Below are 12705 nucleotides of genomic sequence, written 5' to 3' on the forward strand. Positions count from 1 at the left end.
GTCGTGGCCGGATTGCACGAGCTGGTCGAAGCCCAGGTGGAACGGACCCCGCACGCCGTGGCCGTCATCGACGCCGACGGCAACACCCTCACCTACCGCCAGCTGGAGCGGCGCGCCAACCAGCTCGCCCACCACCTGCGCGGCCTCGGAGTCGTCGCCGACACCCCCGTGGCGGTGTGCGTGCACCGGGGCCTGGACCTGGTCATCGCGCTGCAGGGGATCCTCAAGGCCGGGGGCGCCTACCTGCCGATCGACCCCGACGCGCCGCCCGCGCGGGTGCGGCTCATGCTCGCCGAGGGCGCGGTGCCGGTCGCGGTGGGCGAGCAGGCGCTCGCCCACCTGCTGCCCGGCGACATCACCCGCGTCGTGCTGCTCGACCGCGACAGCGCGCTGATCGACGGCCGCCCGGCGACACCCCCCGCCTCCGGGGTGCGCCCGGAGCACCTGGTCTCCCTCTACTACACCTCCGGCTCGACGGGCACGCCCAAGGGAGTGGCCAGCACCCACGGGGGCTGGGTCAACCGGATGCGGTGGATGCAGGACGAGCACCGCCTCGAACCCGGCGAGACCGTGCTGCACAAGACGACGCTGAGCTTCGACGACTCGGCCGTGGAGGTGTTCTGGCCGCTGTCGGTCGGCGGCGTGGTCGCGATCCTGCCGCCGGGCGAGCACCGCGACCCGGTCGCGCTGCTGGAGGCCTCCCTCCGCTTCGGCGCCGCGGTGGTGCAGTTCGTGCCCAGCATGCTCTCCCTGTTCCTGGAGGCGCACCGCAGGGCCGGGCTGCCGCCGCTGCCGCACCTGCGCCACGTGATCTCCAGCGGGGAGGCGCTGACCGCGCCGCTCGCCCTCGCCTTCCACGAGCAGATCGGCCTGTACGGCTGCCGCCTGCACAACCAGTGGGGCGCCACCGAGGTGTCGATCGACTCGACCCTGTACACCTACGACCCGCACGACCCGCACGCCGGCCCGGTCGTCTCCATCGGGGCGCCCTTCACCGGCAACACCGTGCACGTGCTGGACGAGGCCGGGGAGCCCGTACCCGACGGCGAGGCGGGTGAGCTGTTCATCGGCGGGATCGGCCTGGCGCGCGGCTACCACCGCAGGCCCGCGCTCACCGCCGAGCGCTTCCTGCCCGACCCCTACGGCCCGCCGGGCTCGCGGCTCTACCGCACCGGGGACCTGGGACGGCGCCGCCCCGACGGCGCCCTGGACTTCCTCGGCCGCACCGACCACCAGGTCAAGATCCGCGGAGTGCGGGTCGAGCTGGGCGAGATCGAGGCCACCCTGGACGCCCACCCGGCCGTCCAGCGGTCCGCCGTCACGGTCACCGGGGAGCGGCTGCTCGCCTACGTTGTCCCCTCGGACACCGCTCCGGACACCGCCTCGGACACCGCCCCCGGCACCGTCCCGGACCCGGCGGAGCTGCGAGCCCACCTCGCCGAGCGGCTTCCCCCGTACCTCATCCCCGCGCAGATCGCGGTGATCGGCGAGATGCCGCTGACCACCAGCGGCAAGGTCGACCGGGCCGCGCTGCCGGAGATCGTCGCGCCCGCCGAGCGGTCCGAGGGCAGGCCCCCGGTCACCGCCGTGCAGAAGACGCTCGCCGCGATCTGGGCCGACGTCCTCGACCTGGACCAGGTGTGCCTGGACGACAACTTCTTCGAGCTGGGCGGCAACTCGCTGCTCGCCACCCAGGTCATGTTCCGTATCCAGGACGACCTGCGCATCGACTTCCCCCTCTACCTGCTGTTCTCCGCCGAGTCGCTGGAGGAGCTGGCCGAGGAGGTGGCCGAGACGCGCGCCGAGCAACTCCCGCCGCTGCCGCGCGCCTCCCGCGAGGGGCCGCTGCCGCTCTCCTACGGCCAGGAGCGCCTGTGGTTCCTGCACCGGCTGGCGCCCGGCTCGACCGCGTACAACGTGCCGACCGCGTGCCGCCTGCACGGCCGCCTCGACGTGGCGGCGTTCCGCCAGGCGTTCGACGAGCTGGTCGCGCGGCACGAGATCCTGCGCACCCGCTACGTCGAGAGCCCCGACGGGATCCCCGAGGTGCGCATCGACGCCCGCGGGCCCCGGCTGACCGTGGGCAGCGCGCCCGGCGAGACCCGCATCGCCCGCGAGGGCGCCGCCTCCGACGCCCTGCAGGCCGACTGGGACGAGCCGTTCGACCTCGCCGCCGCCGCGCCGGTGCGGGCCAGGCTGACCCGGCTGGACGACTACGAGCACGTCTTCTCCATGGTCGTCCACCACGTCGGCTACGACGCGGGCTCCGAGCAGGTGTTCTGGCAGGAGCTGGCCACCCTGTACGAGGCCGCGCTGTCCGGCCGGCCCGCCGTGCTGCCCGAGCCGGGCGCCCAGTACGTCGACTACGCCGCCTGGCAGCGCGAGCACGCCGTGGGCGGCGAGCAGCTCGACTACTGGCGCGCCCAGCTGTCCGGGCTCACCCCGGTGGAGCTGCCCATCGACCGGCCCCGGCCGCCCGTGCAGACCTACGCGGGCGCCAGGACCTCCTTCATGATCGAGGAACGGGTCACCGAGGAGCTGCGCGCGCTCAGCCGGGAGGCGGGCACGACGCTGTTCGCCGCCCTGCTCGGCGCGTTCCAGGCCACGCTCTTCCAGGCCTGCGGCGGCGACGTCGCCGTGGGCTCCCCGGTGCCCGGCCGCACCCGCCCGGAGGCCGAGCAGATGATCGGCTTCTTCGCCAACACGCTGGTGCTGCGCACCTCCTGCGGCGGCGACCCGACCTTCGCCGAGCTGCTGGAGCGCGTCCGCGAGGTCGTCCACGGCGCCTACGCCCACCAGGACGTCCCGTTCGAGCGGCTCGTCCAGGCGCTGCGCCCGCCGCGCCGCCCCGGCCGCACCCCGTTCTTCGACGTCATCTTCAACGGCGTCCCGCTCAGCGCGCTCACCGGCGCCGAGAGCGTGCGCCTGCCCCAGCTGACGGTGACCCCCATCGACCTGGCGACGCGTACCACGGTCGCCGACCTCGTCTGCTCGGTCGCGGAGACCCCGGACTCGATCATCGGCGAGGTCGCCTACAACACCGGCCTGTTCGACGGACCAACCGTCGAGGGCCTGGTGGATGCATGGCTGCATCTGCTGGGAGCGGCGGTGCGCGAACCGCACGCGCCGCTCTCGGCACTGTCACCGGTCCCCCATGCGTGAACGGAAGTCCGAGATGCTGCGCACGATGTTCAAGTCCAAGATCCACCGAGCGACCGTCACCCACGCCGACCTGCACTACGTCGGCTCGGTGACGATCGACCAGAACCTGATGGACGCCGCCGACCTGCTGGAGGGCGAGCAGGTGGCGATCGTCGACATCACCAACGGCGCCCGCCTGGAGACGTACGTCATCACCGGCGAGCGCGGCAGCGGGGTGATCGGCATCAACGGCGCCGCCGCCCACCTGGTCTCGCCCGGGGACATGGTGATCCTGATCTCCTACGGCCAGTACACGGGCGGCGAGCTGCCGGGCTACCGGCCCCGGGTCGTCCACGTGGACGGTGCCAACCGGATCGTCGACGTCGACCACGACCCGGCCCGCCCGGTACCGGGCGCCGAAGACCAGCTCGCGCCCGCGGGCGCGGCGAGGAGACCATGATGAGCACGCCCACGCACACCTCCGTCCAAGCGTCCGCGCACACCTCTCTCCAAGCGTCCGCGCACGCCTCGGCCCAAGCGACGCCCACCTCCGCTCAAACGTCCGCGCACGCCTCGGCCCGGGCCGCTACGCACGCCTCGGCCCAAGCGTCCGCGCGTGCCTCCGTCCAGGCGACGCGCGCCTCCGTCCAGCGGGCCCTGGCCGACGACTGGGCGATGCTGCTCGGCCTGGACGCCGTCGGCCCCGACGACGACTTCTTCGAGGCCGGAGGCCACTCGCTGGTCGCCGTCCAGATCGTCGCCAGGATCCGGGCGCGGCACGGCGTCGAGGTCCCGGTCGCCGACGTGTTCACCTACCCGACGGTGGGCGAGCTCGCCGAGGTGGTCGCCGGGATGCTGGAGGCCGGGACGTCGCTCCCATCGCTCCCATCGCTCGCGCCGCTGTCGCCGCTGGAGGTGGAAGGTGCCGGTCGCAGCGCCTGAGACGACCATGACCGGGGTGCCGCTCTCGTACGCCCAGGAGCGCATGTGGCTCGGCCACCAGCTCGACCCGGCGGGCACGGAGTACAACGTGTGCCTGGCGCTGCGGCTGCGCGGCACACCGGACGTCCCGGCGCTCGCCGGGGCGCTCGGCGACCTCGTCGCCCGCCACCAGGCGCTGCGCACGGTCTACGCGAGCGCCGGAGGGCTGCCGGTGGCGTCGGTGCTGCCCCCGGCCCCGGTCGAGCTGCCGGTGTACTTCGCCGGGTCGGAGGAGGAGGTCCGCGAGACGGCCGCCGCCGAGGCGCGGCGGCCGTTCGACCTCACGGCGGGCCCGGTGCTGCGCGCCCGGCTCGCCCGCCTGGCCGGGGACGACCACGTCCTGGTGCTCACCGTGCACCACATCGCCTTCGACGAGTGGTCGATGGGGGTGTTCCTGCGCGAGCTCGACATCCTCTACCGGGCCCGCGCCGAGGGCCTGCCGGACCCGCTGCCCCCGCTGCCCGCCTCCTACGACGAGGTCGTGGCGGCCGAGCGGGCGGCCGACCTGGGGCCCGCCCTGCGACACTGGCGGGCCGCCCTGGCCGGGCTCCCCGTGCTCGACCTGCCCGCCGACCACGCGCCCGTCTCCGAGACCTCCGGACAGGGGGCGGTCGTCACCTTCGCCGTCCCCGCCGCGACGGCAGCCGCGCTCGGCGCCGTCGCCCGGCGCTGCCGGGCCACCCCCTACATGGCCGGGCTCGCCGCGTTCGCCGCCCTGCTGTCACGCCACTGCGGCCAGGACGACGTCGCGATCGGCAGCACCGTCGCCAACCGCGCCACCCCGCACTCCGAGCACCTGGTCGGGGCCTTCTTCAACACCGTCGTGATGCGCGCCGACCTGTCGGGCGACCCGAGCTTCACCGAGCTGCTGCGCCGCACCCGCGCCTACTGCCTGGACGCCCTCACCCACCAGCACCTGCCGTACCCGATGCAGGCCGAGGGCCGCACCCCGCCGTTCCGCGTCCTGTACGAGATGCACGCCGGGCTGCGGGGGGCCACGGCGCTCGGGGACCTGGCCGTGGAGCCGTTCGCGTTCCCCGACACCGCCGCCAAGTACGACCTCGCCCTGTCCCTGATGCCCGGGGACGGGGACGGGGGCCTGGTGGGACACCTCACCTACCGCACCGACCTGTTCGAGCCGGACACCGCGCGGCGGCTCGCCGAGTCCTTCGCCCACCTGCTCGCCCAGGTCGCGGCCTCGCCCGGCGCGCCGCTCGCCACCCTGGAGATCCTCCCGCCCGCACAGCGCGAGGCGCTGCTCGCGGCCTGCCGGGGCCCCGAACCGCTGGGCCCGCTCGACGCCCGCGCCCACGAGCTCTTCGAACGCCAGGCCCGGCTCACCCCCCAGGCCGTCGCGCTGACCTTCGGCGCCGTCCGGCTGGGCTACCGGGAGCTGAACGCCAGGGCCAACCGCATCGCGCACTGGCTGCGCGGCCGGGGCATGGGCCCGGAGAGCGTCGTCGCCGTCCGCCTCGAACGCTCCGACTGGCTCGTCGCCGCCTTCCTCGGCGTGTGGAAGGCCGGGGCCGCCTATCTTCCGCTCGATCCCGGGCTGCCCGCCGAACGGCTCGCCCACATGGTCGCCGACTCCGGCGCCCACCTGGTCCTGGACGACGCGGCGGCCCTGGAGGCCGAGACCTCCGGCCACCCCTCCGACGACCCCGGTGCGACCGGCACGCCCGAGAGCATGGCGTACCTCATCTACACCTCCGGCTCCACCGGCAGGCCCAAGGGCGTCATGGTCCCGCACCGGGGCCTGGTGAACTTCCTGCGCTGGTGCGTGTCCGCCTACGCCGTCGGCGGGGTGGGAGGCGCCCCGCTGTTCTCCTCCGTCGCCTACGACATGGTCGTGCCCAACATCTACACGCCGCTGGTGGTCGGCCAGTGCCTGCACGTCGCCGCCGAGGACACCGCGCTGGACGAGCTGGGCGCCGCGCTGTCGGCGCGGCCGTACGGGTTCGTCAAGCTCACCCCCGGGCACCTGGAGGTCCTGGCGGGGCAGCTCTCCGCCGAGCAGGCGGCGGGCCTGGCCGGGGTCCTGGTGGTGGGCGCCGACGCCTTCCCCAGCCGGGCGCTGGCGTTCTGGCAGGCGCTGGACCCGGCGCCGGTGCTGCTCAACGAGTACGGGCCGACCGAGGCGTCCGTCGCCAACTGCGTGCACACCGTGACCGGCCCGATCGGCGGCGAGCTGGTCCCCATCGGCAGGCCCATCCCCGGCACCACCATGTACGTGCTGGACGACGCGATGCGGCCGGTCCCGATGGGCGTGCCGGGCGAGCTGTACATCGGCGGCGAGTGCGTGGTACGCGGCTATCACGGCAGGCCCGCGCTCACCGCCGAGCGCTTCCTGCCCGACCCCTTCGGCACCCCGGGCTCGCGGCTCTACCGTACGGGCGACCTGGGCAGGCTCCGGGCCGACGGGGAGTTCGAGTTCCTCGGCAGGATCGACGACCAGGTGAAGATAAGGGGGTTCCGTGTCGAACCGGGAGAGGTCGAGGCCGCCCTGGACGAACTGCCGGGGGTCGAGCAGTCGGTGGTCGTCGCCGCCCCCTGGCCCGGATCCGGCTCCGGACCTGGAACGGGACCAGGAGCCGGATCCGTACAGGGAGGCGGACCTGGACCTGGATCCGTACGGGGAAGCGGACCTGGAGCCGGATCCGCACGGGAGGGCGGACCCGATGGCGGACCTCATGGCGGGCCCGGGGGCGGACCAGGAGCCGGACCAGGAGCCGGGCCAGGAGACGGACGCAGGCTCGTCGCCTACGTCGTCGGCACCGCGACGGCGGCCGAGATGCGCGCGGGTCTCGCCCGCAGCCTGCCCGAGTACATGGTGCCCTCGGTCTTCGTGCCGCTGCCCGCGATCCCGCTCAACCGCAACGGCAAGGTGGACCGATCCGCGCTGCCCGATGTGAACGCCGCCCCCGCGCGGGACGCGGCGGAGGAGCCCGTCCCGTCCCGGCCGCGCACCGCCGTCGAGGGGCAGATCGCCGACCTCATCGCGGGCCTGCTCGGGATCGGCTCCGAGGACGTCGGCGCGGACGAGGACCTGTTCGCCAGGGGCATCGACTCGCTCGGCGCGGTACGGCTGATGGCCGGGGTGGAGCAGCGGCTGGGCGTGAAGGTCAAGCTCCGCAAGTTCCTCGCCAACGCCACCGTCAGCGGCCTCGCCACCCTGGTGTCGGCCGCCGTCCCCGACCGGGTCCCCGGACACCGTCCCGATCCCGGCCGGGATCCCGCCCCCGGCCCGGCCCCCGGGCAGGACCGTGGCCCTGATTTGGAACACGACCGTGCCCCCGACCTCGCCCCTGACGTTGGCCCTGACCGTGACCCCGGCCGCGCCCCTGACCGCAGTCCCGGCCCGGACCGTGGCCCGGACCTTGGCCCGGACCTTGGCTCTGACCGTTGTCCCGGTCACGATCGTGGTTCGGATCCCGGCCGGGATGCCGGGCACGGCCCCGCCACGTCCCTTCCCGTCATCACGCCACTGGTCGTCTCCTCGCCCGCCGGTGACCCGCTCTACTGCTTCCACCCGCTCGGCGGCTCCGCGCTCTGTTACGCGGGGCTGGCGGCCAGGCTCGCCGCGCACCGGCCGGTCTACGCGCTGCAGGCGCTGGAATCGGGGGTGAGCGCCGGTTCGCTGCCGGACATGGCCGCAACGTACGCGGGGGAGCTGGCCGGGTCCGGGCTGGACCTGGCGCGGCCGTACACGCTCGCGGGCTGGTCGGCGGGCGGGGTGCTGGCCTTCGAGACGGCGAGGAGGCTGCAGGCGCTCGGCCACCGCGTCGACCACGTGGTGCTGATCGACTCGGTGCTGCCCGAGGTGTTCGTGACCGACCTCCTGGACGAGCTGGGGGAGCTGGAGGCGCTGATCGACCGGCTGGCCCCGCTGGACGCGGCCGAGGCCGGGCAGGCCCTGCTCGACTCGCAGGTGGCCTTCTTCGCCGGGCTGGGCATGACGTCCGCCCAGGTGGCCGCCTACCACGAGGCGTACGGGCCGGGGCTGCTGCGGCTGTGGCGCGACAGCCTGCGCGGGCTGGCCGACTACCGCGCCGGCTGGTTCCACGGGCGGGTGACACTGCTGACCAGCGGACTCCACCCGCCCAAGCTGCGGGCCGTCCAGGAGGCCGGGTGGCGGCAGACCGTCTCCGACCTGACCGTGCACGAGATCCACGGCGAGCACCACGAACTCCTGCGCGCCCCGCACGTCGACCAGATCAGCCGCTTTCTCATGTCCTGAGACCGGAGCCCGGCCTCGCGTGCGCCTCCCGGGCGGAGACGCGGAGACATGGTTCCCCGGGACGACCGGCGGCGGGGGCCGGTCGTCCCGAGCCCCTAAGCCGCCATGGGGCGACGGGTTCTCAGCAGGCCGCGGGCGAGGGCGGCGCCGCGTTCGACGTCCGCGGTCGGGGCGGGTCTCTCGCTCCGCGCGGTGTCGTCGCACCGGGAGCACACGCCGGGGGACGTCACCGGGCGCCCGCACTCGTCGCACTCGTCGCGGGTCACCGGCCTCGGAACCGTCGGGACAACGGCAGGAGCGGGCATCTTGCTCCGCAGCCGGTGAACGATCAGTCTCGCGGGGGAGCGGACCTCGTCGGGCAGCCCGACGGTCAGGACCGTCCGGATCTGTGCCTCGGTGCCGCCCCGGGCGAGCCACTCGGCGAGGAGGGGCAGCACGGGGGCCATCTCGGACTCGCCGACGGTGAGCCGGGGTTCGGCACGGCCGAGACGGGCGAGGAGCGCGACACCCGGAGCCGCCGACCGGGGGTCGATGCCCGGTGCCCTCGATCGGGGGGCGGAACCTGGGGCCGTAGGTCGAAGGCCGGTGCCTGGAGCCATCGGTTGGGAGACGAGACCGGGAATCGTCGACCCGTCCTCGCCGTCCCCCACCGGTGGCCGGGCGGACCGCACGGGCTCGCCGGGCGCGCGCCCTCGGGCGGAGGGGGTGGTTTCTTTCTCTTCTTTCTTCACTCCCGTAGGGAGAGCGCTCGGTTCGCCGGGACGCGGCTCACCGGGTCTCGGCGACCCGAGACGCGGTCTGACCTGCTCTTCGACGCCTCGACGACCATCTTGGGGGGTGTCGTAGACGTCCACCACGGTGGAGATCCGTCCTGACGCGTTCCGGACGTGCTCGCGGGTCAGGTAGCCGTAGGTGATCAGCTCCCGCATGGCCCGCGCGATGGCCTGCTGGCCCTCGGGGTTGCCGGCGGAGAGAGTCTTGATGTCCTGGCGAGTGCTCTCGGGATGGGACAGAAGGTAGGAGAGCAGACCGCGTGCGGTGAAGGACAGCCGCCGGTCTCTGAGGCAAGAGTTCGGCAGGACCGTGAAACCGGTCGTGTGCTTGCTACGATGAATTCGCATGCGGATTTGTGCTCCGTGTGCCGTGTCCCGGGGGTGTTGGCGCACCCGCCGGGGCTTTTACGTTTTCAACATGAAGAGTAGCCCTGCGTGATGGTTCGGCGGGCCGTAATCTCTGCTCGCGTTGCGTGACAATCCGCAGCTCATGGGCCTTTTGTCCCTCTCGCCCACCTTCGCGGCGCCCGCCACCGCCGTATGGTCTGGTCGGGTCTGTCGGCAGGGGGCTCTGCGCCACGCAACGCGCGTTCCCGTGGCTCGTAGTAGCGTCGAAATCGGTTTCCCTGAGCGGCGAGGTCGCTCTCGGTCCCGATGTGCTTTATGTGCTTTCGGTCCTGATATGTCGGCGTGAAGTGGGAGGTGATCACGGTGCGTCCGGTCTTGTGACAGCCCCAGCCCGGGGTGTCGCGGAGCCGAAAGGTGACCGTATGAGCAAGACCGACAAGACCCGGCCCTGGTGGGTGCGGATGGCCGACGCGCCGATGGCGACCTGCCTGCCCGTGCACGACCACCGGTTCGGGCCCTGCACGCTGCCGGAAGAGATCACCGCTGACACCGCGTCCCTGAGCCACCGCACGGGCGGCTGCCACTGGAGCGCCACCGCCTACGCCTACTACCTGTTCGGGTACGGCCACGGGGGCCGGGAGTGGTCCCGCCTCCGCCGTGAGGAGCGCCGCCGCGACCGTCACCGGACACGCCGTGAGCTGCGCGCCAATCACGGCCAGGAGTGAAGCCCCCGAAAGGGTCCCGGCCGTACCCGCCTCTGAGAAAAATGAATCTACATTGTAAAGGGCGAGGGCTGGGCGCACGGAGCCGGGCGACCGCTTCAGCCGGTGGTCACCAAGCCGCTCGCACCGAGCCGCCCTTCCCCGGATGCTCGTCGACCGTGATCGGCACCGAGGTGATCGCGCCGTCGGCGAGGCCGGCCCGGTAGGCGCGCCACCTGTGCACGTACAGCAGGTGCTCGCCGGTCCCGTCGACGCTGAAGCGCAGGGTCAGCGAGGCGTCGGGCGGCAATTCCGGCCGGGCCAGGACCTGCGCGGGCCCGCCCGCCAGGGGAACGCGTTCGACGGTGTGCCCGGACGAGTAGATCAGCGCGCCGCCGTCAGCGGTGTGGGCGACCGACTCGAGGGCGAACGGCAGGTCGCCCGTGGTGTTCTTGACGATCCGGGACACGGTGTCGTCCGGGTCGACGCCCAGGCGGGTGAGGTCGAGCAAGGCGATGGACCGGTTCCTCAGCACGTAGGCGAGCGAGCGGCCGTCCGGAGCCCAGGACAGGCCGCTCACCCCTAGGTGCGTCAACGTCTTCCAGTCCAGGCGCCGGCCGGTGGCGACGTCGAGCACGGAGATCTTGGCGCCGCCTCCGATGAGCGGTGTGGCGTAGGCCAGCCGGGTGCCGTCGGCGCTGAGGGCGAGGTCGTAAACGAGCGTCAGGTCGTCGGGGTCGGTCTGGGGGACGGCCACGGGTTTCCCCGGTCGCCCGTCCTCGCCGAGGCGTATCAGGAAGAAACGAATGCGGGGGGTCGCCGACTCGGTCCAGCCGGCGATGGCGAACGTGCGGTTGTCCGGGGCGGCGTCCACGAGGTGCCAGGAGCTCTCGATGCCGGGCGGCAGCGGGACGTTCGCGACGAACGCCCCGGTCTCGGCGTCGTGCACGGCGGGCGGCACCGGCGTGAGGACGGCGGTCTTGGACCTGCCGGGGAAGCGGGCGAGCGGGGTGCGCGCGGAGACGAAGAACCGCGGCGGGCCCGTCGCGGTCAGGGGTGCTCCGGTCGCCATGGGCTCGGCCAGGGAGGTCGCCATCGGGAACGGGTGCTCCGCGGGACCCGAGGACACCATGGGCGAGGGCGGCGGGACCGCCGTGAGCGACGGCGGTGGCGAGGACGCCGGAGGCCGGGTCGCCGGAGGCTGTGGCGCGCTGGCGAGCGGCACCCGGTCGGCGGCCGGATCGGTGCATCCGGAGGCCAGGACGGCCAGGGCCAAGCCCGCCAGCGCGGCGGACGTACGGGGAGACATGCGGAGATCATCATATGGAAAAGCCCTTCACGACCAGCACGCGACAGGATCGGTCGAGAACCGTGACGGGGTGAACGGCGTGCGCGGGCAGGCGTATCGGCACGTCGCCGGTGCGTAATGATCATGTAGGGTGAGGCCCGCGATGAGCTCCGAATCCATGCCGCTCCGGGTGGCCGCCGAACACATGATCACGATCCCCGCCGGGTCGATCTTCCTGCGGGACGAGGGCACGAAGGCGGTCTGGAAGGCGGAGGTCGCGGCCTTCCGGCTGGCGCCGCATCCGGTGACCCGCGAGCTCTACCGCGACGTTCTGGGCGAGGCGCCCGAGAGCGCGGCGGGGCCGCGGACGCCGGTGACCGAGGTCTCCTGGACGGACGCCGTCCGGTTCTGCAACCTGCTCTCGCGGGCGGCGGGCCTCGACCCCTGCTACTCGGCGGGAACAGACCCCGACGGGCGGGACGTGGTCTGCGAGCCCGGGTCGGGCGGCTACCGCCTCCCGTCCGAGGCGGAGTGGGAGTACGCCTGCAGGGCCGGGACCTCCGGCGTCCGCTACGGGGAGCTGGACGAGATCGCCTGGCACCGGGGAAACTCCGGCGGCGAGATACACGACGTCGCGACCAGGGCGCCGAACGCGTGGGGACTCCACGACATGATCGGCAACGTGTGGGAGTGGTGCTGGGACGTCTACGACCCGGAGGTCTACGGCCCGTACCGCGTGTTCCGCGGGGGAAGCTGGGACGACCTGCCCCGGGGGTGCCGGGCCTCGTGCCGTCGTAAGAGCCATCCCACCTTCCGCGTCGACGACCTGGGGTTCCGGCTCGCCCGGTCACTGTGAGTGAGGCGCGGGGGCCGGCCGACCGGCGGGTCCCGCCCGGGTGCGGGTCCCGGGCCGTCGGCGGCATGACGGCCGGGGGCGGTGGGGCGGCGGCTTTTCCATGAGGAGCGGCGGCTTTTCCGCGAAGAGCGTCCCCTCGTCCTGACGGGCATCGTGACGCCGGAGACGGGGGCGGCGGCCTTCCTGCGAAGGGCGCCTTCTGCCGTGAAAAGCGCGCCTTGAACATGTGTGGGCGTAAACTTTCCGGATTGCGGACCGTTGTTTGGCGTCCTGTCCCAACCCTCGGTATTCTGGATCTCAAGGCCGAGAGGCGCTGCAACGGGCTCAGGCCCGCCACGCTCGGCCTTGATCTTCCTGCAAGGGCGCCTCCCTCGACGGGA

Annotated in this window: 8 protein-coding genes and 1 riboswitch; of the genes, 6 read left to right on the forward strand and 2 right to left on the reverse strand. The window is 73.3% G+C overall.

Annotated features, from left to right (window positions below; all coding sequences use genetic code 11):
- The first annotated feature begins 3 nt into the window (after nucleotides 1-3).
- Genes ABT053_RS24030 through ABT053_RS24045 form a run of 4 tightly spaced genes read left to right on the forward strand, consistent with a single transcriptional unit; the run spans nucleotide 4 to nucleotide 8359 of the window.
- Nucleotides 4-3162 carry a non-ribosomal peptide synthetase gene (locus tag ABT053_RS24030; RefSeq protein WP_350971479.1) on the forward strand — a complete coding sequence of 1053 codons (3159 nt, stop codon included), beginning with the start codon at nucleotides 4-6 and terminating at the stop codon, nucleotides 3160-3162.
- Nucleotides 3163-3175: 13 nt separating this feature from the next.
- Complete coding sequence (panD, locus tag ABT053_RS24035) at nucleotides 3176-3601, forward strand: aspartate 1-decarboxylase (RefSeq protein ID WP_350971771.1); 426 nt, start codon at nucleotides 3176-3178, stop codon at nucleotides 3599-3601.
- Nucleotides 3601-4083, forward strand: coding sequence for an acyl carrier protein (locus tag ABT053_RS24040; RefSeq protein WP_350971480.1), 483 nt, complete (start codon nucleotides 3601-3603; stop codon nucleotides 4081-4083). Before panD ends, ABT053_RS24040 begins: the two co-directional genes overlap by 1 nt.
- Nucleotides 4064-8359: a non-ribosomal peptide synthetase gene (locus ABT053_RS24045; RefSeq protein ID WP_350971481.1), complete on the forward strand. Its 4296-nt coding sequence runs from the start codon at nucleotides 4064-4066 to the stop codon at nucleotides 8357-8359. Before ABT053_RS24040 ends, ABT053_RS24045 begins: the two co-directional genes overlap by 20 nt.
- Before the next feature lie 95 nt (nucleotides 8360-8454).
- Here the strand turns inward: ABT053_RS24045 and ABT053_RS24050 are convergent, their stop codons facing one another.
- Nucleotides 8455-9480: a hypothetical protein gene (locus ABT053_RS24050; RefSeq protein ID WP_350971482.1), complete on the reverse strand. Its 1026-nt coding sequence runs from the start codon at nucleotides 9478-9480 to the stop codon at nucleotides 8455-8457.
- Between the two features lie 422 nt (nucleotides 9481-9902).
- On the opposite strand from ABT053_RS24050, the gene ABT053_RS24055 reads away from it, so the two are divergent.
- Nucleotides 9903-10205, forward strand: a complete 303-nt coding sequence (locus ABT053_RS24055; protein WP_350971484.1) for a hypothetical protein — start codon at nucleotides 9903-9905, stop codon at nucleotides 10203-10205.
- A gap of 106 nt (nucleotides 10206-10311) precedes the next feature.
- Here ABT053_RS24055 and ABT053_RS24060 read toward each other — a convergent pair whose 3' ends face one another.
- Nucleotides 10312-11490: a hypothetical protein gene (locus ABT053_RS24060; protein WP_350971486.1), complete on the reverse strand. Its 1179-nt coding sequence runs from the start codon at nucleotides 11488-11490 to the stop codon at nucleotides 10312-10314.
- 142 nt (nucleotides 11491-11632) lie between these two features.
- Here ABT053_RS24060 and ABT053_RS24065 point away from each other — a divergent pair, with 142 nt between their 5' ends.
- Nucleotides 11633-12325, forward strand: a complete 693-nt coding sequence (locus tag ABT053_RS24065) for a formylglycine-generating enzyme family protein (RefSeq protein WP_350971487.1) — start codon at nucleotides 11633-11635, stop codon at nucleotides 12323-12325.
- Between the two features lie 299 nt (nucleotides 12326-12624).
- A riboswitch (S-adenosyl-L-homocysteine riboswitch) is annotated at nucleotides 12625-12700 on the forward strand.
- Nucleotides 12701-12705 lie beyond the last annotated feature (5 nt).

It is taken from the genome of Streptosporangium sp. NPDC002524 (assembly GCF_040295985.1).
Taxonomy (GTDB): Bacteria; Actinomycetota; Actinomycetes; order Streptosporangiales; family Streptosporangiaceae; genus Streptosporangium.

Bases quoted from the DNA above. Each gene is read 5' to 3' on its own strand.
- panD (WP_350971771.1), top strand. From the start codon at position 3,176: ATGCTGCGCACGATGTTCAAGTCCAAGATCCACCGAGCGACCGTCACC.
- ABT053_RS24040 (WP_350971480.1), top strand. From the start codon at position 3,601: ATGAGCACGCCCACGCACACCTCCGTCCAAGCGTCCGCGCACACCTCT.
- ABT053_RS24050 (WP_350971482.1), bottom strand. From the start codon at position 9,480: ATGCGAATTCATCGTAGCAAGCACACGACCGGTTTCACGGTCCTGCCG.
- ABT053_RS24055 (WP_350971484.1), top strand. From the start codon at position 9,903: ATGAGCAAGACCGACAAGACCCGGCCCTGGTGGGTGCGGATGGCCGAC.
- ABT053_RS24060 (WP_350971486.1), bottom strand. From the start codon at position 11,490: ATGTCTCCCCGTACGTCCGCCGCGCTGGCGGGCTTGGCCCTGGCCGTC.
- ABT053_RS24065 (WP_350971487.1), top strand. From the start codon at position 11,633: ATGAGCTCCGAATCCATGCCGCTCCGGGTGGCCGCCGAACACATGATC.